General features: G+C 38.1%; 19 protein-coding genes and 2 tRNA genes. 11 read left to right on the top strand and 10 right to left on the bottom strand.

Translation table 11 applies throughout. The features are described from left to right. Positions 1–182: 182 nt before the first annotated feature. Positions 183–377 carry a hypothetical protein gene (locus Rain11_RS08290; RefSeq protein ID WP_101358883.1) on the top strand — a complete coding sequence of 65 codons (195 nt, stop codon included), beginning with the start codon at positions 183–185 and terminating at the stop codon, positions 375–377. A 132-nt stretch (positions 378–509) separates the two neighbouring features. Beyond that, positions 510–1,322 (top strand): TrmH family RNA methyltransferase, encoded by an 813-nt coding sequence (locus tag Rain11_RS08285; RefSeq protein ID WP_101358882.1) that lies wholly within the window; start codon positions 510–512, stop codon positions 1,320–1,322. Here the strand turns inward: Rain11_RS08285 and Rain11_RS08280 are convergent. Continuing rightward, positions 1,308–2,108 (bottom strand): lysophospholipid acyltransferase family protein, encoded by an 801-nt coding sequence (locus Rain11_RS08280; protein WP_133121547.1) that lies wholly within the window; start codon positions 2,106–2,108, stop codon positions 1,308–1,310. The genes Rain11_RS08285 and Rain11_RS08280 overlap by 15 nt on opposite strands. Positions 2,109–2,177: 69 nt before the next feature. Here Rain11_RS08280 and Rain11_RS08275 point away from each other — a divergent pair, with 69 nt between their 5' ends. The 7 genes from Rain11_RS08275 to Rain11_RS08245 all read left to right on the top strand — a co-directional run bounded on the left by Rain11_RS08275 (position 2,178) and on the right by Rain11_RS08245 (position 8,896). Beyond that, the gene (locus Rain11_RS08275; RefSeq protein ID WP_101358880.1) at positions 2,178–2,804 is read left to right on the top strand and encodes a cytochrome c oxidase subunit 3; all 627 of its coding nucleotides are present in this window, start codon (positions 2,178–2,180) and stop codon (positions 2,802–2,804) included. 84 nt (positions 2,805–2,888) lie between these two features. Further along, complete coding sequence (locus tag Rain11_RS08270; RefSeq protein WP_101358879.1) at positions 2,889–3,701, top strand: cytochrome c oxidase subunit 3; 813 nt, start codon at positions 2,889–2,891, stop codon at positions 3,699–3,701. Between the two features lie 28 nt (positions 3,702–3,729). Continuing rightward, positions 3,730–4,068, top strand: a complete 339-nt coding sequence (locus Rain11_RS08265) for a cytochrome C oxidase subunit IV family protein (RefSeq protein WP_101358878.1) — start codon at positions 3,730–3,732, stop codon at positions 4,066–4,068. Between the two features lie 123 nt (positions 4,069–4,191). Further along, positions 4,192–4,278 (top strand) — tRNA-Ser (locus tag Rain11_RS08260). 244 nt (positions 4,279–4,522) lie between these two features. Beyond that, positions 4,523–5,512 (top strand): ribonucleoside-diphosphate reductase small subunit, encoded by a 990-nt coding sequence (locus tag Rain11_RS08255; RefSeq protein ID WP_207764435.1) that lies wholly within the window; start codon positions 4,523–4,525, stop codon positions 5,510–5,512. Positions 5,513–5,636: 124 nt separating this feature from the next. Further along, positions 5,637–7,142, top strand: a complete 1,506-nt coding sequence (gene accC, locus Rain11_RS08250) for an acetyl-CoA carboxylase biotin carboxylase subunit (protein WP_101358877.1) — start codon at positions 5,637–5,639, stop codon at positions 7,140–7,142. 41 nt (positions 7,143–7,183) lie between these two features. Continuing rightward, the gene (locus Rain11_RS08245) at positions 7,184–8,896 is read left to right on the top strand and encodes a T9SS type B sorting domain-containing protein (protein ID WP_101358876.1); all 1,713 of its coding nucleotides are present in this window, start codon (positions 7,184–7,186) and stop codon (positions 8,894–8,896) included. Between the two features lies 1 nt (position 8,897). On the opposite strand, the gene Rain11_RS08240 is transcribed toward Rain11_RS08245, so the two are convergent. The 3 genes from Rain11_RS08240 to Rain11_RS08230 all read right to left on the bottom strand — a co-directional run bounded on the left by Rain11_RS08240 (position 8,898) and on the right by Rain11_RS08230 (position 11,182). Continuing rightward, positions 8,898–9,821 (bottom strand): PfkB family carbohydrate kinase, encoded by a 924-nt coding sequence (locus Rain11_RS08240; RefSeq protein ID WP_101358875.1) that lies wholly within the window; start codon positions 9,819–9,821, stop codon positions 8,898–8,900. Between the two features lie 275 nt (positions 9,822–10,096). After that, positions 10,097–11,002 (bottom strand): ABC transporter ATP-binding protein, encoded by a 906-nt coding sequence (locus Rain11_RS08235; RefSeq protein WP_101358874.1) that lies wholly within the window; start codon positions 11,000–11,002, stop codon positions 10,097–10,099. Positions 11,003–11,100: 98 nt separating this feature from the next. Continuing rightward, positions 11,101–11,182: transfer RNA gene (locus Rain11_RS08230), tRNA-Leu, on the bottom strand. Positions 11,183–11,302: 120 nt separating this feature from the next. Here Rain11_RS08230 and Rain11_RS08225 point away from each other — a divergent pair. Then, positions 11,303–11,941, top strand: coding sequence for an OmpH family outer membrane protein (locus tag Rain11_RS08225; protein WP_101358873.1), 639 nt, complete (start codon positions 11,303–11,305; stop codon positions 11,939–11,941). Between the two features lie 87 nt (positions 11,942–12,028). Here Rain11_RS08225 and eno read toward each other — a convergent pair whose 3' ends face one another. The 3 genes from eno to dnaK all read right to left on the bottom strand — a co-directional run bounded on the left by eno (position 12,029) and on the right by dnaK (position 15,788). Next, the gene (gene eno, locus Rain11_RS08220) at positions 12,029–13,306 is read right to left on the bottom strand and encodes a phosphopyruvate hydratase (RefSeq protein WP_101358872.1); all 1,278 of its coding nucleotides are present in this window, start codon (positions 13,304–13,306) and stop codon (positions 12,029–12,031) included. Between the two features lie 178 nt (positions 13,307–13,484). After that, on the bottom strand, positions 13,485–13,856 hold the full coding sequence (locus tag Rain11_RS08215; protein ID WP_243390568.1) for an MGMT family protein: 372 nt from the start codon (positions 13,854–13,856) through the stop codon (positions 13,485–13,487). Between the two features lie 45 nt (positions 13,857–13,901). Beyond that, a complete protein-coding gene (dnaK, locus tag Rain11_RS08210; protein ID WP_101358888.1) occupies positions 13,902–15,788 on the bottom strand; it encodes a molecular chaperone DnaK in 1,887 nt (628 codons plus the stop codon). A 202-nt stretch (positions 15,789–15,990) separates the two neighbouring features. Here dnaK and Rain11_RS08205 point away from each other — a divergent pair, with 202 nt between their 5' ends. Further along, positions 15,991–16,485 (top strand): Lrp/AsnC family transcriptional regulator, encoded by a 495-nt coding sequence (locus Rain11_RS08205; protein ID WP_101358871.1) that lies wholly within the window; start codon positions 15,991–15,993, stop codon positions 16,483–16,485. Here Rain11_RS08205 and Rain11_RS08200 read toward each other — a convergent pair. The 3 genes from Rain11_RS08200 to Rain11_RS08190 all read right to left on the bottom strand — a co-directional run bounded on the left by Rain11_RS08200 (position 16,482) and on the right by Rain11_RS08190 (position 19,912). After that, positions 16,482–18,053 (bottom strand): glycoside hydrolase family 10 protein, encoded by a 1,572-nt coding sequence (locus Rain11_RS08200; protein WP_101358870.1) that lies wholly within the window; start codon positions 18,051–18,053, stop codon positions 16,482–16,484. The two genes, Rain11_RS08205 and Rain11_RS08200, sit on opposite strands and share 4 nt — an antisense overlap. A gap of 224 nt (positions 18,054–18,277) precedes the next feature. Then, on the bottom strand, positions 18,278–19,408 hold the full coding sequence (locus tag Rain11_RS08195; protein WP_101358869.1) for an efflux RND transporter periplasmic adaptor subunit: 1,131 nt from the start codon (positions 19,406–19,408) through the stop codon (positions 18,278–18,280). A gap of 12 nt (positions 19,409–19,420) precedes the next feature. Beyond that, the gene (locus Rain11_RS08190) at positions 19,421–19,912 is read right to left on the bottom strand and encodes a hypothetical protein (RefSeq protein ID WP_101358868.1); all 492 of its coding nucleotides are present in this window, start codon (positions 19,910–19,912) and stop codon (positions 19,421–19,423) included. Positions 19,913–19,917: the final 5 nt, after the last annotated feature.

The following is a 19,917-nucleotide window of genomic DNA, read 5'->3' as shown; positions in this document are numbered from 1 at the left end:
GTCAATTTGTGGTCTGGAATTATTGCCTACAAATTCCTAGATAAAAAGCCCACTATTAGAGATTTTCAAGAAAAAAATCTACTTACAAATTTTGAACTTTTTCAAGATATTGCCGCTTAACTCACGTTAAAAAGGCTCATTCAGACGAGGAAAAGGCAGTATTGCAAACACTTATGCAATGTATGACAGAAAAGATTGAAAAAGAATTTGAAATAGCCGATGTAATGAGTCAGAGTGTTTCCAAAAGTTCTAATGAGAAATTAAAAGCAATTGCCGAAGGGTGTGCTGTGGAGCTAAAATTAGGAATGGAAATATTAGGCGTTGTATTTGAAAAAGCCACTCAAGAGCAAGAAGGCACTGCTACCGAAGAGAAGTAATTACTAACTCAAAAACTACTCAAAAAAAAGCCTTCTAGACAAAGGCTTTTTTATTTTACACATCAACTCTTGCAAATCGTAGTTTTTTTATCGTATTTTTGCCAAGTAAAGATATTTTCAAAAAAATAGACTTTGAGCGAAATCATTACTTCCTTACAAAATCCAAAGATTAAGCAAATTTTGCGTTTGCAGGAAAAAGCTTCTGAACGCAAAAAACAAAAACTAACGCTTGTAGAAGGGAAAATTGAAATTGGAATGGCTATTAGTGCTTCGGTGGCTATTGAAAGTGTTTTTTATCTGCAAAGCAAGGAAAAGGAAGTGAAAAGTTTTTTTACCGAGCAATTGCCCAAATACACACAAACGAATTTTTGGGCTGTTTCGGAAAATGTTTTTACAAAAATTGCCTATCGTGAAAATAGCTTTGGGGCGATTTGTGTAGTGCAAACCCCTGAAAATACTTTACAAAGTCTGATTTTATCTGAAAATGCTTTGGTTTTGGTGCTTGAAAATGTAGAAAAACCGGGTAATTTAGGAGCTATTCTTCGCACTGCTGATGCGGCGGGTATTGAAGCTGTCTTTCTTTGTAATCCTCAAACGGATTTGTTTAATCCGAATGTAATTAGGGCAAGTTTGGGCTGTATTTTTACACAGAAAGTAATTGCCTGTACTAACCAAGAAGCCTTTGATTTTTTACAAAAAAGAAATTTTCAGTTGCTTGCTACGGCTCTAACGGCATCTGTGCCTTATACAAAAATGGACTACCGCAAGGCTACGGCTATCATTATGGGAACAGAAGCCACAGGTCTTACCAATTTTTGGCTTGAAAAATCTCATCAAAACATCATTATCCCGATGCGAGGAAAAATTGATTCAATGAATGTATCTGTTTCGGCGGCGATTGTGGTTTTTGAGGCGGTTCGTCAAAGAGAATCAGGATTGGGATAGTTCCTTGCGGATAATGTTTTCGCAATGTTGTAATAGGTTTTCAGCATTAGGAAAATCTTTTTGCCAAAGAGGGGGAAAAATTTTCACTCGCATAGTAGCAAAAGGCTCTATGGGCATACGCTTCACCGTCCAGAAGTTTTCCAAAGCAATGGGAACAACAGGGGCTTCGGGCAAAATTTCGCAGAGTTTTACAAAACCTGCGGTTTTGAAAGGACGCACCTCGTTACTATATCGGTTGCGAGTACCTTCGGGATAAATGTATGCCGCCCAATTGTTTTTTTTCACTTTCCAAGCAAAATTTTCAATAGCTTTCAAGGCACTAGCTTTCTGGTTTCTATCAATGATGCCGTGTCCGCCATAGCGGATATTCCACGAAACACTGGGTATCCCATAGGCAAGTTCTTTTTTAGCGATGTATTTGAGATGATGAGAAGTTTTGCTGAAAAGATAACCCAAACAAGCAATTTCATACTCGCTCTGATGATTGCTCACTACAATAATGGGAGTATTTTCAGGGAGATTTTGTAAAATTTCTATGCCTTCAATGCGGGTTTTCGTGCCAATCAGAAGCGTAGAACGCCACACCAAGCCCATCATCGCGTGGCTAATGAGCATATACGATTTGTACCCAAAAAGCGAAAAAAGAATATGTAAAGGGTGAAAAATCAGAATGATAAGCAGGAAAATAAGTAGTTGGATAGCAGTTAGCCCCCAAGCTATGATTTTTTGAAAAAGAGAATTTTCGGCGGAGTTTTCGTATTCTAATGCGTCTGAAAGGGAAGTCATTTTCAAACAATTTTGCTCAAAGATAGTTAAAATTTTTGATTTTTTGTAATTTTGCCAAAAAATGTAGTGATGCAAACAACTTCCTTTGAAAACCAACCTGTTAATTTTTACGAAGAACCCGAAGAGGTTTTTTCTATGAACCCCAAAAAGTTTATGCTTTGGCTTTTTGTGGTAAGCATTACGATGATTTTTGCTTCGCTAACCAGTGCCTATATTTATAAGCAGTCGGATAAAGATGCTTGGATAACTTTTGATTTGCCCGAGGTATTGCTGTATAGTACGATTGTAATTGTGCTGAGCAGTATATTTATGCAACTATCATATCATTTTGCGAAAAAAGATGAAATTGGCAAGCTTAAAATAAATTTATTCATTACGGCTATTTTGGGAGTAACTTTTCTGGTAATGCAGTGGGAAGGTTGGGTAAAACTGGTGCAAATGGGAATTTTTGTGGGTGGTGTGGATAGAATGGGTAATCCTGTGAGTCCTGCGGGGTCTTTTGTGTATGTGTTAATGGGTTTGCACGCTTTTCACCTCATTACAGGATTGATTTTCCTTCTGAGTGTAACTTGGAGTGCTTTTCGCTTCAAGGTGCATAAAAAGGCAATGCTCAAAATTGAACTTTGCAATATTTATTGGCACTTTTTGGGGGGCTTGTGGGTGTATTTGTATCTTTTTATGAGCCTCAACCGATAAAATCCAAAATTTTGCTTGCAAATTTCATTTGTTTGATTTTTATTTGTGGTAAAAATTTATAGAACAAAAACAACTCCATATATTATGGCACATTCTGCAACTGCAACAGAAACAAAATCAAAAACAAGTGTTTGGTTTGGAGGCACAGAACCCTTCAAAGCAAGCTGGGGAAAGCTGATGATGTGGTATTTTCTGCTTTCTGATGCTTTTACTTTTTCAGGGCTTTTAGTGGCTTATGCGGTGTTGCGTTTTACCAAGCCAAGTTATTATGAATCTGAATACGCCAAGCAATTTGCATCTATAAAAGAGGCAGGTGAAAAATTTGTTAGCTCTGATGCTTACTGGCCTATTCCTGAAAAAATTTTTGATGCTTTCCCTTTCTTTCACGGGCAATATCTACCGCTTGTTTTCGTAGGTCTGATGACTTTTATTCTCATTATGAGTAGCGTTACGATGGTACTTGCGGTAGAGGCTGGTCATCGCCGACACAGAGCAGACGTTGAAAAATGGATGCTTTGGACAATTTTGGGTGGTTTGACTTTCTTGGGTTGTCAGGCTTGGGAATGGACACACTTTATCACAGGCACCGATAAAGGAGCAGTTCGTGATGTATGGATGAATGGTGAATGGGTAAAACAAACTATTCACGGAGCCAATCTTTTTATCAATGAGTACGGACCTGCACCTTTTGCTTTCTGTTTCTTTACTATTACAGGTTTTCACGGATTTCACGTATTTAGTGGCGTTCTTATCAATATTATTGTTTTCTACAATGTAGCAATGGGTATCTATGACCGCCCTGGTAGAAATTACGAGATGGTTGAAAAGGTAGGCTTGTATTGGCACTTTGTGGATTTAGTTTGGGTGTTTGTATTTACTTTCTTTTACTTGGTGTAATTTTTTGTAATTTAAAGTTTTGAGATTTATGGCATACGTTTATGAAAATGTACCTCCCGGTCAATATCCTAAACCACAAACCAAAGTTATTTGGAAAACTTTTTGGATTTTGTTCTTCGTCACGGCTTTAGAGTTTTTACTTGCATTTACTATGCCCACAGGGGGGCTACGTACCAGTATTTTCGTACTAATGACCCTTGTGAAGGCTTTTTACATAGTAGCTGAGTTTATGCACCTCAAACACGAGGTAAAAGGGCTTGTATATGCGATTCTTATACCTACTATCTTTGTAATTTGGCTGATTGGAGCAATGTTTATAGAAGGCGGCTCTATTTACGATTTGGTGTATAATCTTTACAAAAAATAGTCAGAAAAATTATTAGGCAAACCTACTTTTTTCTTGTAGGTTTGCAATTTTTTTGCTTAAAATTTGCATAGTTTAGAAAGATTTTCTAAATTTGCAGTCTCAAATGCAAACCCGACTAATTTTAGAGGGATGGCAGAGTGGTCGATTGCGGCGGTCTTGAAAACCGCAGACCTCTTGCGGGGTCCGGGGGTTCGAATCCCTCTCCCTCTACGAAAAGCCCCAAAAATAACAATTTTGGGGCTTTTTTGTTTTTTACGGCATAATTTAAGTATAAACTTATCTCCAATCAAAACATTTTCCTTTCATTGTTGGTATATATGAATGATGGATATAGATTTTTATTTCCAAATGTTCAGCAAAAAAACAGTATTAAGATTTGATTTTTCTCAAAAATCATTTTAATTTCGTAAGCGTTTTATCATTTTTTAGTTATACTCAAACACAAAAAATATCTATGAATCAGGCAGAAATGGCTTTCAATGAACCTCTCTTACAAGAAAATAAAAACCGCTTTGTATTATTTCCTATTAAATATTTTGATATTTGGGAAATGTACAAAAAATCGGTTGCTAATTTTTGGGTTGCTGAAGAGATTGATTTCGCCCAAGATGTAAAAGAATGGGATACTAAACTCAACGACAATGAGAGGCATTTCATTTCACACGTCTTGGCATTTTTTGCCGCTAGTGATGGCATTGTGAATGAAAATCTTGCTATCAACTTCATCAATGAAGTGCAAATCCCAGAAGCCAAGTGCTTCTATGGTTTTCAGATAATGATGGAAAATATCCATTCAGAAACCTACTCTTTAATGATTGATACCTACATCAAGGATAGCAAACAAAAAGATTTCTTGCTTAATGCTATTCACAACATTCCTTGTGTAGGGAAAAAAGCAGATTGGGCTTTGCGTTGGATAACCAACGGCTCTTTTGTAGAGCGTTTGGTAGCTTTTGCGGCGGTAGAAGGAATTTTCTTCTCAGGTAGTTTCTGCTCTATTTACTGGCTCAAAAATCGTGGCTTGATGCCCGGACTTACTTTTTCAAACGAACTTATCTCTCGTGATGAAGGTTTGCACTGCGATTTTGCTTGCTTGCTTTACACCAAACACGTACAAAATAAATTGTCGAAAGAAAAAGTTTTGGAAATTATTACCGATGCTGTAAAAATTGAGCAAGAATTTGTTACAGATGCATTGCCTGTAAATCTGATAGGTATGAATGCTGATTTAATGAGTCAGTACATTGAATTTGTAGCGGATAGATTGCTCGTTGCTCTAGGTTACGAAAAGTTTTACAATGCCAGCAATCCGTTTCCTTTTATGGAAATGATTTCCTTGCAAGGAAAAACGAATTTCTTTGAAAAACGTGTAGGCGACTATCAGAAAGCAGGGGTAATGGCTTCCAAAGAAAAGCAAGTATTTTCTACTGACGAAGACTTTTAGAAACTCCCTACAAAAATCAGAGCCTCAAATGCTTAAATGCATTTGGGGCTTTATTTTTTTGGGCTATCAGTTTGGGTTTCATTAAATTTTGCTAATATTGCCTAATTTCTCAAAACAAAAAAGTATGCGAAAAATTCAAAAGATTTTGGTTGCCAACCGAGGTGAAATAGCATTGCGTATTATGCGTTCTGCCAAAGAAATGGGATTGCAGACGGTAGCAGTATTTAGCGAAGCCGATAGAAACGCTTTACACGTCAGATTTGCAGATGAAGCCGTTTGTATAGGCGAAGCTCCGAGCAGTCAGTCGTATTTGCGAGGCGAGAAAATTATAGAAGTGGCTAAAAAATTAAAGGTTGATGCCATTCACCCTGGTTACGGATTTCTTTCCGAAAATGCTCAATTTGCCAAAATGGTAGAAGAAGCAGGTATTATATTTGTCGGTCCGCCCGTGAAAGCCATTGAAACAATGGGTAGCAAACTTGCCGCCAAAGAAGCTGTTCGGGCTTTTGGTGTGCCAATGGTACCCGGCACCGAAGGAGCTATCAGTGATGTAACAGAAGCTAAAAAAATAGCCGCTGAAATAGGTTATCCTATTCTTATCAAGGCTTCGGCGGGTGGAGGTGGAAAAGGTATGCGTGTGGTAGAAAATGAAGCCGAACTTGCCGAACAAATGGAAAGGGCTATCAGTGAGGCAATTTCTGCTTTTGGTGATGGTTCGGTATTTATTGAAAAATACATCACTGCCCCCAAACATATTGAAGTGCAAATTTTAGGAGATAAACACGGCAATTTGGTATATCTTTTTGAAAGAGAATGCTCCATTCAGCGGCGTCATCAAAAGGTAATTGAAGAAGCTCCTTCGCCTGTGGTTACGCCAGAGGTTCGCAAGGCTCTTGGCGAAGCGGCTATCAAGGTGGCAAAATCTTGCGGCTATTACAATGCAGGCACCGTAGAATTTGTTATGGATAGCAATCTAAATTTTTATTTTTTGGAAATGAACACCCGCCTGCAAGTAGAACACCCCGTAACTGAACAAATTACAGGCATAGATTTAGTAAAAGAACAAATCCGTATTGCAGAGGGCAAACCTTTAAGTTTTACGCAAAATGATTTGAAAATCCTTGGACACGCTATTGAAGTACGCGTATATGCCGAAGACCCTGCTAATAACTTTTTGCCCGATATTGGCAAACTGCAAACCTACAAACGCCCACAAGGCATAGGCATACGCGTAGATGATGGTTTTGAGCAAGGTATGGAAATTCCTATCTATTACGACCCAATGATAGCAAAACTTATCGCCACAGGTAAAGACCGAAACGAAGCTATTGAGCGTATGAAAAGAGCTATTGAGGAGTATCAAATTACAGGTATTGAGACTACTTTGGGGTTTTGTAAATTTGTTTTAGAACACGAAGCATTTCTTTCAGGAAAATTTGATACTAACTTTGTGAAACAATATTTTACTCCTGAAAAATTGCAAACCTTGCCTGATGATGATGCCGAAAAATTAGGGGCTGTGCTTGTAGCTTCTTTGCTTTCGCAAAATCATTCTAATAGCAACGGAACAACGAGCAACAAAGAACACATTATCAGTAATTGGAAAAGAAACCGAATGGTCAAGAGGTAATTTAGGCAGGAATTTTGCTTGATTTTTTTCAAAATAACGCAATGTTCAAAAATACTTGCTATATTCTTATTTGGGTAATGACTTTCGGAGTTGCTTGGGGACAGCCCAACTGCTTTTATGCTGTGGGTTACTCGCCTTCGGCTTCGCAGGTACGTATATGCGTAGGCAGACCTATCACAATGAATGATGCCGCTTGCACGAGCTTTGCCCCCGACCCTACAAGGCTCTATAAGTTTTTCCCTTCAATGACGGCAACGCCTTCTAAAACTCACACCTACACACAGCCGGGAACTTACACCGTAGAACTTATTGGCAATGTTCCTGCCCCAGGCACTGGCAACATCAATTCTATTCGCACCGATTATGTAGTGGTATTGCCTACGCCCAAACCTAAAATTCGCCTTATGCGTTGTGCTAATAGACAAGTAAAAATTGAGGTTTTAGAGTTCCCTCCTTACGACCGCTACAAGGTTGATTTGGGCAATAGTATTACACAATACATTACCCCTTCTACCAATCCTTTTATTTACAACTATCCTACCGCAGGCACTTATACGATAAAAATTGAAGGCGAACACGCTCTCTTGAACCTTGCTAATGATTATTGTAGTGGCGTAAATGCTGATACTACACTCGCAAATACAATCATTTACGATAATCTTTCGGTTATTGCGAGCAGTTTTAGTGTAATGCAAGAGGGACCTGCTTCGTCTTGCGAGGGAAAGATAAAAATCACCATTCCGCAAATTTTTGCTGATATACGCTATGAAGTGTATTTTTCAAAGCAAGGACAAAACCCTGAACTTTTGGCAACTTTTGAAAACCAGAATCAGCAAAATGTAAGTTTTACCAAAGAAAAACTCAATACCTTGGGGCAAACGTATCAAGTGCTTATACGTCTGCAAGATAAATGCGGAAATCAGTATGATTTTACGCAAATTTTGCTACCTGCTATTGGTAGCTTACCCTTGGAAGTGAAAAAGCTCAATGTTTCTTTTGATTTGGAAAATAATCTCCAAATTTCTTGGAAAGCCACCAGTCAAGCACCCGAAGAACTACGAACTTACCAAGTTGTAGAGAGTAACAAAGTTCTTGAACAAACTACTGCTACACAAATTTTACTAAAAGGAAAAGAAAAACAAAACACTTGTTACACCATTAATTTCACTACTACTTGCGGCGTGCAGACGCTTTTCTCCCAACCTGCCTGCCCAATGATATTACGAATTTCGGCAAGCAGTATTAAAGAAAGAACTTTACAATGGAATGCTTATCAAAACTCGGATAATGAGCCTGTTTTGGCTTATCAAGTCATCAAGTATAATGCAATAGGAGGGGCAATAGATAACTTTTCAGCAGGTAGCAATCTTTCTTATACCGATAGCAAAGAGGATTTAGAAAATCAAGTGATTTTGTACCGCATAAGGGCAATTACTGCATCAGGAGAGTATTTTTCAAATGTCGTAAGAGTTGAGCGTCCTGCTCAAGTCTTTTTTCCTAATGCTTTCACCCCAAATGGCGATGGCTTGAATGATACATTTTTTCCCAAAGGTGTTTTTATCAAAAACTTTCAAATGTCTGTTTTTACTCCCAATGGACAAAAAATCTTTGAATCTGCCGTTTTGGGTGAGGGTTGGGACGGCACATTTCAAGGCAAACCTATGCCACAAGGGGCTTACATCTACCAATGTGTAATAGAGGATTTTATCGGTAAAAAAATACAGCAATCGGGAACCGTCTTGTTACAACGATAATTTACGACAAAGTAATCTCAAACTGCACCAAATCAATAAATTCGCGAATGCGGTTTTCAATTTCATTGATTTGCAGATTTTGCAGGCGTTCTGTACCAAATTTTTCCACGCAAAGCGAAGCCATTGCCGAGCCGTAAATCACAGCATTTTTCATATTTTCAAAAGAAATATCTCCTGTTTTTGCTAAATAACCGATAAAACCACCTGCAAAGGTATCACCTGCTCCTGTGGGGTCAAAAACATCTTCCAAAGGTAAGGCAGGGGCGAAAAATACTTGGGTTTGGTTGAATAGCAAAGCTCCGTGTTCGCCTTTCTTGATAACCAACACTTTCGGACCCATAGTGAGGATTTTTCTTGCGGCTTTTACGAGAGAATATTCTTTGGCAAGCTGACGAGCCTCTTCGTCATTGATAGAAAGTACATCAACAAGTTTGAGTGTTTTCATTAGTTCGTCCCAAGCAGTATCCATCCAAAAATTCATAGTGTCCATAAGTATTAGTTTGGGGCGTTTGCGAAGCCGCTCTACTACGGTTCGCTGAATAGTAGGAGTGAGGTTGCCTAGCATCAAGTATTCTGTGTTCTGATAACTTTCAGGAATGATAGGGTCAAAATTGGCGAGTACGTTTAGCTCTGTGGCAAGTGTATCACGGGTATTCATATCGTTGTGGTATTTCCCCGCCCAAAAGAATGATTTTTCACCTTGTTTAATTTGCAAACCTTCGGTATTGATACCGTGCTTTTGGAACATTTCTATTGTTTCTTTGGGAAAATCATCTCCTACTACACCTACAAGATTGATTTTTTTGGTAAAATAAGACGCAGAAAGCGAAGCATAAGTCGCCGCACCACCTATAATTTTATCTGTTTTGCCAAAAGGGGTTTCAATAGCGTCAAAAGCAACTGTTCCGATAATAGTTAAACTCATTAGATTTTGGTTTTAGATGTGTAGTCGCAAACTTACAAAATTTTTGGTAAGGAGAGTAAAGTCATCAAGAATTTTAGTAGTGAAGTTGTTTAGGACTAAAAAAGATTTCCGATTTAATGGTTCAGAAGCAACTTTTATGAAAGTCTTACAAAGAAGATGGTAAATTTGGAATAATGTAAGTTGTAATTATAGTATTGACTTTTAGATACTTATATGCTTTGTAAGTATATTTTGCCAAATCAATTGTCTTTTTTCTAAAATCTAATTACTAAAATCTAATGAGAGTTTTCTCCGACAAGTTGTATAAAAATATCATTGATGCTTGGGATATTCTCCTCAAAATGATGAATTTCTACTTGTGGAAGTAAAAATCTTAAAAGGTCGTTGGGGCTTTGTTCGGGCAAAATTTGAATAACAAACTCTCTTTCATCTGCTTTATGATTTTCCTGTACAATATTCATTCCATTGGGTAGTTCGGCAATAATACCATTACAACGGACTTTGTAAGAATGGTTTTTATATTGTTTTTTGATGTCAGTAGTTCTCCCTTCTAAAATCTTTTTAGAACGATTGATAAGCACAATATTGTCGCATAATTCTTCTACGGATTCCATTCGGTGTGTTGAAAAAAGAATAGTAGCACCTCTTTTTCGTAGTTCTAAAATTTCATTTTTAATAATCTGAGCATTTACGGGGTCAAAGCCTGTGAAGGGTTCGTCTAAAATAATTAGTTCAGGTTCGTGCAAGACGGTAGCGACAAACTGCACTTTCTGTTGCATACCTTTGGAAAGTTCTTCAATGTTTTTTTCAGCCCAGCCCTGCATACTTAGTTTTTCTACCCAGTATTTAATACGTTTTTTAGCTTCTTGGCTATCCAAACCTTTCAGGCGAGCCAAATACATAAGTTGTTCGCCTACTTTCATTTTCTTGTAAAGACCTCTTTCTTCGGGCAAGTAGCCAATGGCTTGTGTATGCGAAGGATTTAGCTTTTCTCCTTTGAAAGTAATCTCTCCGCTATCCAAGCTAATGATTTGCGTAATAGTACGAATAAGTGTGGTTTTCCCTGCACCGTTGGGTCCTAAAAGTCCGAAAATGCTTTGGGCAGGCACATCAAAACTCACATTATCCAGTGCTTTGTGCGTGGCATATTGCTTGCTTAGATTACGAATACTTAAAATCATAGCAGATTTTTTTATAGAACGCAAGATACAGATTTAATGTTGTAAGAGAAATAAAAAATCCTGAAAACTAATTTGCTTTCAGGATAGCTGTTTGGGAGTGCGAAAGGAGGGACTCGAACCCTCACGGATTGCTCCATACGCCCCTCAAACGTACGTGTCTACCAGTTCCACCACTTCCGCTTAAAATTTAGGACTGCAAATTTAGCAAAAAAAAGTTTTTATACAAAAAAAAACACAATTTTTTTCGCTTATCCAATCAACTTTTGGTATCTTTGCGGTTAAAAATAAAAAGTTTTCAAAATGAAAAAAATAGCCATTTTCGCCTTTATCAGTTTTATACTTTGGAATTGCGAGAATAAATCGCAAACAGGCAATAGCACCAATAATACTTCTTCTACTAAAAATGAATCCAAAAATGATATTGACAAAAGCATTGTATATGTAAATTCAGATTCTGTAATTGCTAATTACGAGTTGTACAAAAAATCTATTAAAGAGTTTGAAGTAAAACGTAATCAGTACACAGGTGATATTGAAAACCAAGCAAGTGCGTTTCAGAATAAGGTATTACAAGCCCAACAAAAAGCTCAATCAATGACTATGGGCGAAATAGAAGCCACTAAAAAAAATCTTGCCGCCGAAGAGCAACGTCTGATGCAATATCGCGAAACTTTGCTTCAGAATCTTGCCAGTCAAGAAAAAGAAATGGTTGAAAAAATAAATAAGAATATTGATGATTTTATGAAGCGATATGCTGAAAAAAATGGCTATAAGATGATTTTAGGCTACAAGCAAGGTGTAACAGCTTGGTATGGTGATAGTCGTTTGGATATTACCGCCGAAGTAATAAAAGAACTTAACGAAGAATATAATAAAACACAAAGCGGAAATAAAAGTGAAAGTGAAAAAGAGCCTCAAAAAAATAGCATAAAAAAATAGTAACAGATAAGTGAGAGTAGCTATATTGCACTTTTACTAATTCCTAATAAAAAGGCTTCGCAATTGCGAAGCCTTTATGATTGAAAGTTAAAACTTTATACCTGGGTAGTAAGCTGTTTCTCCGAGCATTTCTTCAATACGTAGCAATTGATTATATTTTGCCATTCTATCCGAACGAGAAGCCGACCCCGTCTTAATTTGCCCTGTATTGAGAGCTACTGCCAAATCAGCGATTGTAGTATCTTCGGTTTCCCCTGAACGATGCGACATTACACTTTTATAGCGATTGCGATGAGCCAAATTCACGGCATTGATAGTTTCTGTAAGCGTACCAATCTGATTAACCTTTACCAAAATTGCATTGGCAACACTTTCATTGATGCCTTTTTGTAAAAACTCAACATTCGTTACAAACAAATCGTCTCCTACAAGTTGAACTTTGTCACCCAACTTTTCTGTAAGTAATTTCCAGCCTTGCCAATCATTTTCAGCCATACCATCTTCTATGGAGCGAATAGGGTATTTTTTTACCCATTCTGCCCAATAGGCTACCATTTCGGCAGAAGTGAGCTTTTCGCCCGTACTTTTCTTGAAAACGTATTTTTTTGTTTTGCTATCATAAAATTCAGAACTTGCCGCGTCCATCGCAATAAAAATATCTTCACCCGGTTTGTACCCTGCCTTTTCAATAGCTTGTAAAACGACTTCTATAGCCTCTTCATTAGATTTAAGGTTAGGGGCAAAACCACCTTCATCTCCTACATTAGTAGAATGATTTTTATCTTTCAATACCTTTTTGAGTGTATGAAACACTTCCGTACCCATACGCAATGCCTCACTGAAAGATTCAGCTTTCACAGGCATAATCATAAATTCTTGAAAATCAATGGAGTTATCGGCGTGGCTACCTCCATTCAGAATATTCATCATTGGCACAGGCAAAGTATTGGCATTCACACCACCAATGTAGCGGAATAGTGGTAGATTCAAAGAGTTTGCCGCTGCTTTGGCAACTGCCAAAGAAACTCCCAAAATTGCATTAGCACCCAGTTTATTTTTGTTGGGTGTGCCGTCCATTTCAAGAAGTATTTTATCAATAAGATTTTGATTAAGCACATTTAAGCCTACTAATTCATCTGCAATCACATCATTTACATTTTCTACGGCTTTCAAAACTCCTTTGCCAAGGTACTTTTTCTTGTCGCCATCACGAAGTTCTACTGCTTCGTGGGTACCCGTAGAAGCCCCCGAAGGAACAGCGGCTCTACCTACGATGCCTTCGTTGGTCATTACATCTACTTCAATGGTGGGGTTGCCCCTTGAATCTAAAATTTGTCTTGCGTGGATTTCTTCTATAAATGCCATAATTTTCTGATTTTGAATAAATGAGCCTGCAAGTTAGGAAAAATGTTGTAAATGCAGAAACAAGAAATAATTGAATTATTTGGCTTTATTGAAGGGGATTGCCAAAATTGTATTGGGAGTGGAAATTTGATTCCAAGCCACAAATGCGGAAATCTTTTTTTATCCTAAACAACTTCTACTACATTAGTTCTTGGCTTGGATTCCAAAAATATTTTTCAAAATCTTGTATTTGGTCATTGATAACTTTGATACCTTCCGCTTCTAAAAGCTCTTGCATTTGGGTGGGTGTAGCAAAAAAATGTTTGCCTGTAAGCATACCTTTTCTATTGACAACCCTATGGGCGGGAATATCTACTTGCGTATGAGAGCAGTTCAGAGCCCAGCCTACCATACGAGCTGAAAGCTTTGTTCCTAAAAATTTAGCAATAGCTCCATAAGTAGTAACTCGTCCTTGGGGAATAAGACGAACTACATCATAAACCTCTTGAAAAAAATTAGCGTTTGATGATTTTGAACGAATTTTAGCCATATTCATAAAAACCGACAACATCACTCGGGGTGATGTTGTCGGTTGTGTAGATTTAGGGTTTTAAGGTTATTTTACCTCTTCAAACTCGGCATCTGTAACATCAGAATCTTTGCCTGTATTAGCAGAGCCATTCGTTTGGGAAGCATTCGGATTGCCTTGATACATTTCCGTAGAGGCTTGTTGCCAAGCGGCATTGAGCTGGGCAAGAGCCGCATCAATGGCATTTACATCTTTATTGGCGTGAGCCTGACGTAAAGCCGATAGGGCGTTTTCAATGGCAGATTTACTATTGGCTGAAATTTTGTCGCCGTATTCTTTGAGCTGTTTTTCTGTTTGGAAAATCATAGAATCGGCGGCGTTGATTTTTTCAATACGCTCTTTTTCAGCCTTATCGGCGGCTTCATTGGCTTTGGCTTCAGCTTTCATTCTTTCAATTTCATCTTTGGAAAGCCCTGAGGAAGCCTCTATGCGGATTTTTTGTTCTTTTCCTGTGGCTTGGTCTTTGGCAGTAACATTCAGGATTCCATTTGCATCAATGTCAAAAATCACTTCTATTTTAGGCACACCACGAGGAGCAGGCATAATGCCATCAAGGTGGAAACGTCCGATAGTGCGGTTATCTTTGGCAAGAGGTCTTTCTCCTTGCAAAACGTGTATCATTACAGAAGACTGGTTATCTTCGGCAGTAGAGAACACCTCCGATTTTTTCACGGGGATAGTGGTATTAGCTTCAATAAGTTTGGTAAATACGCCTCCCAAGGTTTCAATACCCAAAGAAAGTGGCGTTACGTCCAGAAGCAATACATCAGTAATTTCTTTGTTGAGAACAGCCCCTTGAATAGCGGCACCAATAGCTACTGCCTCATCAGGATTTACGTTTTTGGAAGGTTTTTTGCCAAAAAACTTCTCTACTTCCTCCTGAATTTTAGGGATACGAGTAGAACCGCCCACTAAAATCACTTCATCAATATCATTTACGCTGATACCTGCATCTTGGATAGCCTTACGGCAAGGTTCAAGGGTACGGCGAATAAGGTCATCTACAAGTTGTTCAAATTTGGCTCTTGTAAGGGTACGAACCAAATGTTGAGGTACGCCATCAATAGGCATAATATATGGCAAATTGATGTCAGTGCTTTGTGATGAAGATAGTTCAATTTTAGCTTTTTCGGCGGCTTCTTTGAGACGTTGCAAAGCAATAGGGTCTTTGCGTAAATCTATGGCAGGGTGGTCTTTCATAAATTCTTCGGCGAGCCAATCAATGATTTTTTGGTCAAAATCATCGCCTCCTAAATGAACATCACCGTTCGTAGATTTTACCTCAAACACCCCGTCTCCAAGTTCTAGAATAGAAATATCAAAAGTACCCCCGCCAAGGTCAAACACAGCAATAGTGGCTTCTTTACCTTTTTTATCCAAGCCGTATGCCAAAGCGGCGGCGGTAGGTTCGTTGATGATACGTTTTACGTCAAGCCCTGCAATGATACCCGCTTCTTTGGTAGCTTGGCGTTCGGCATCATTGAAATAGGCAGGTACAGTAATTACGGCTTCGGTTACGGTAGTTCCCAAATAATCTTCGGCAGTGGCTTTCATTTTTTGAAGTATCATTGCCGAAATTTCTTGCGGTGTATAGAGGCGGTCGCCTATACGTACACGAGGAGTGTCGTTAGGTCCCTGCTCTATGGTATAAGAAATGTGTTTGAGTTCATTGCCTACCTCCGAAAATTTTTTACCCATAAAACGCTTAATAGACATTACGGTCTTTTTGGGATTGGTTACCGCTTGTCTTTTGGCAGAATCCCCTACCTTTCTTTCGCCATTATCCAAAAAAGCTACAATAGAAGGGGTAGTTCTACGACCTTCGCTATTGGGGATAACCACTACCTCGTTACCCTCCATTACGGCTACACAAGAGTTTGTAGTTCCTAAGTCTATACCAATAATTTTTCCCATTGTTGCAAAGTTTTTAAGTGAATAAACATAACTTGCAAGGATTATATCAATGAATATGCCAATACAATAAGCCTGACAAATTGACATAAAGCGAGATTGACAAAATTTTATTTTAATTTTTTTTGAAAAAATTTCTTTTTCCACTGAAAAAGGCTTTACTTTGCGGGCAAAAAAGTATTAAATTTCAAAATTCTTCAATCTTATGCAAGAAAAGAAAAGCTTAAAACTTGATGAACTTGACCAGCTCATTTTAGAAAAACTGCAAGCTGACGCCAAAATTACCAACGCTCAACTCGCCAAAGAAATAGGACTTTCGCCTGCTCCAACTTTGGAAAGAGTAAAAAAATTAGAAAAATTAGGCGTTATCAAGAGTTATCACGCCGTAGTAGATGCCAATCAGATTGGTTTGGGCGTAACTACATTTGTACAAGTTTCATTAGTGAGTCACAAAAAATCTGTTATTCAGTCTTTTGTGAAAAAAATTGAAAAAATTCCCAACGTGGTAGAATGTCATCATATGACGGGGGCATCTGACTTTTTGCTTAAAATTACTGCCAAAGATATTCCCGCTTATCAAAAACTAATGTTAGAAGTAGTAAGCGAAATAGAAGAAATCAATCATATGCAATCAATGATTGTGCTTTCTACCTTTAAGCATAGCCACGTTTTGCCATTGGAGCAAGCTCTTGAAGACTAATCTTCCCGAATTTCACCATCTTTAATAGGCGAAGCCATCGTCAGTTTCTTGACGGTGGCTATTGTTACTTTGGCATATTGCTTACTTTCGTTGTGTAACCTATCAAAAGATTTTATTGCATAAATGTAGCGTCTATTTTGCTCTAAATTTTTATCCAAGAAATAGTTTTCCCGAAGAATAGCCACGATTTTAGAAGCATCTTCAAAATTTATTTCCATTTCGTTTTGGAAACGAAAAACGACATAATAGTCAGGCTTTTCGTTATCAGGAGCGGCTTGGGGGCTTTGCCAATACAGCAAAACGTTGTTGTGAAATACATTAGCTTTCAGACTATCAGGGGGCAGTGGCGGAATGGAATCTTTCCAAGGCATAGCTGGCACAAGAGCAGGAAAACGAAATACAGAATTTTGCAAGCTATCACAAATTTTAAGCGGATTGCGAAGCAAGTGTTTAAGCGAAAAAAACATACTACCTCTGACATTTTTCAAGGAACGACTCAAGCGAATTTGTCTTAAAATTTCTTGGCTATCATTCCAGTTATCTTTTTCTTCGGAGTTGGCGATTTTGAAAAGGGCGTGTCCGCTGTAAATATGTCTTCCAAAATTATTTTCGTTCCACCACTCGGCAAGTACCTTGAAAGAGGCTTGTGGCGAAGCGATTGTCCAATAGGTTTGAGGGGAAAGATAATCTACCCAGCCCTGCTCTAACCACTTACGGGTATCGGCAAAGACATTGTCGTAAGCGGGCTGTCCCAAATTAGTAGCCGAGCCTCTGCTATCTTTGTTTTTGTTTCGCCAACCTCCTGCGGGGCTTATACCAAATTTCATTTTAGGTTTGATAGCTCTGATGCTATCCGAAACAGCCTGCACGAACAAATCTATGTTATTTCTTCGCCAATCTTCAATATTTCTGAAATCTTTACCAAATTTATCAAAAGTATTATCGTCATTGATTTTTTCCCCTGCAATAGGGTAGGGGTAGAAATAATCGTCAAAATGCAAGCCATCAATATCATATTTTCTGACTATCTCTAAAATTACTTGCAGCAAATACTCTCTTACTTCGGGAATACCCGGATTGAAATAGACCCTATCTCCATAACGAAAGAACCATTCAGGACGCTTACGTGTGATATGTTCGGGGTGAATATGGCTGAAATTTATATTAGCAATGGCTCTGAACGGATTTACCCAAGCGTGAAATTCAAGAAGTCTTTTTCGGCTTTCCTCAATCATAAAAGCCAAAGGGTCGTAGTCGGGGGCAATGCCTTGTTTGCCTTGCAGTACCTCTGACCAAAGCTCAAAACTACTTTCGTACAAGGCATCAGCGGCAGGGCGTACCTGTACTATAATCGCATTGAAATTTAGTTGTTTGCATTTTTCAAGAATATTGATAAATTCTTTTTTCTGTTCTTCTGCCGAAAGTCCTTTGCGAGAAGGGAAATCTATATTTGCCACAGTAGTTACCCACACTGCACGCATTTCGGTGCGTGGATACAAGTTTTTTTGTGCAAAAATTGTAGCACCAAACATCAAAAGAAAAAAAACAAATAAGCTCTTTTTCAACACAAACAATGATTTTTTTCAAAAATAAGCAGAAAAATGTAAAATGCAAATTCTGTCAGTATTACGAGTTAGAGTATGATTTTTAGATAGTTGATAAACAAGGGGTTAGTTTTTGGGAATATTCACCCATTTTTACAAACGCATTTAGAGTGTCTATTAGCCAAGAATGCAGAACTTTCAGAAGAAAGCCACCCCAACAAGGGTAGCTTTTTTCACTTTCATAGTTATTATTCCTCCTCGTTTTGCATAGCACCTTGCAAATAGATAGCTCCTTTTTCTACTATAAGGGCATTTTCAGGAATTTCTTTTAGTAGCTCAATAGCAATCCAACTTGCCTCTCGGTTTTTTATTCTGATAGGCGTTTGATAAAAATGTTTTTGGTTAGTGGTATAGAATATAAAATTTTCCTCACCCTCTTGTACAATAGCTCCTTCGGGAACAGCCCAAAATTCGCTTTCGCCTACTGCAATCCGAGCATTTACGTACATACCGGGTAAAAAGGGCTTATCTTTCTCCTCAAAATGTACGTGTATATTGGCAGTTTTGCTTTGCGTATCAAAGTTTTGTCCTATAAGAAAAACTTTACCTTCAAAAGTTTCATTGCCCAAATTCGGACTTTGGAAATACACTTTTTGTCCTTTATGAATTTTGGTAATGTCTTTTTCAAAAACCTGCAATTCTATATGCAAATGCTCTTTGCTGACAATTTCAAAAAGCACCGTTTCGGCAAGAACGTTTTGTCCTTTGGCAATACTCACACTTTTTACATAGCCACTAATAGGGGCAGTTACAACAAAAGTAGCACTGATGTTTCTTGCCTGCAAAGTAGCAGGATTGATACCTACAAATTCCAACTGCTTTTCAAGGCTTGCCAGACGAATTTTAGCACTTTGCAAATCGGCGGTTGTTTTTTGCAAAATTTTCTTTGTACCTGCTTCGGCTTCCTCTAAACGGCTTTGCCGCTCAAATTCTTGCTCTAAAAAAATCAACTGATTTTTCACATTCAGATACTCTTCTTGCAGAGTGATGAGGCGAAGGTTCTCTAAAATTGTTAGTACCTGTCCTTTTTGCACAAAATCACCAACAAGCAAATCGCATTTTTTTACAAAACCTTCCATTTTAGCAGTAATAATCGCCCTGCTTTCGGGGGGAACATCTATCATTCCGTTTGCTAAAACAAACTCATTGACTTTTCGCTTTTCAAGTTTGCCCAAACTGATGCCCATCGTTTGTATTTGCTTGGGATTGAGTTCTATTAAAGATGTCGTATTTTCTTTGTTTTGCGTTTCCGAATGAATTTCTTTAGATTGGCAGGCACTGATTAGCCAAAGAATGGCAATAAAAATAGTCGTTCTCATTTTTTTGGGGATTTAATCGTCATCTGTATTTTTGGGATTGTCTGCTTTTTTTAGGGGAGAATTTTCTTTCCTAATTTCAGGGTGTCTGATTTCTCCCCCTGATGTTCCCGCTTGTGAGGCTAAAAACATAACCAAAAAGCTAAAAGCAAGCACTGCATAACTCATCAGTTTAGCAAAAGCTTTTTGTTTCCAACTTGCCCATAAACTGATAGATGCCAAAATACCAAGCAAATAAGAAGCCCAAGCAAAAATTTCGGCTTTTTCTTCGTGTTCGTGAATAAGTTGGTGGCTTACATCTGACATTTTTTCTAATACATCTTCGGCTCCCTCGCCCGAAAGAAAGGCAGGAAGCGTACAAATTGCTCCAAAAATAAAAATCAAAAAGGCTGTTCTTTTCGCAATTTCCGACTTTATTACCAATCCGCCCAATAATACCAACAGACCTATTACAGGAGCAATAATTGGTAAATGATTGACTATCAGATGAAAATGTGCTTGATTCATAAAAG

It is taken from the genome of Raineya orbicola (genome assembly GCF_002843425.1).
Lineage (GTDB): Bacteria > Bacteroidota > Bacteroidia > Cytophagales > Thermonemataceae > Raineya > Raineya orbicola.
This window is presented reverse-complemented; position numbering and strand designations above follow the sequence as displayed.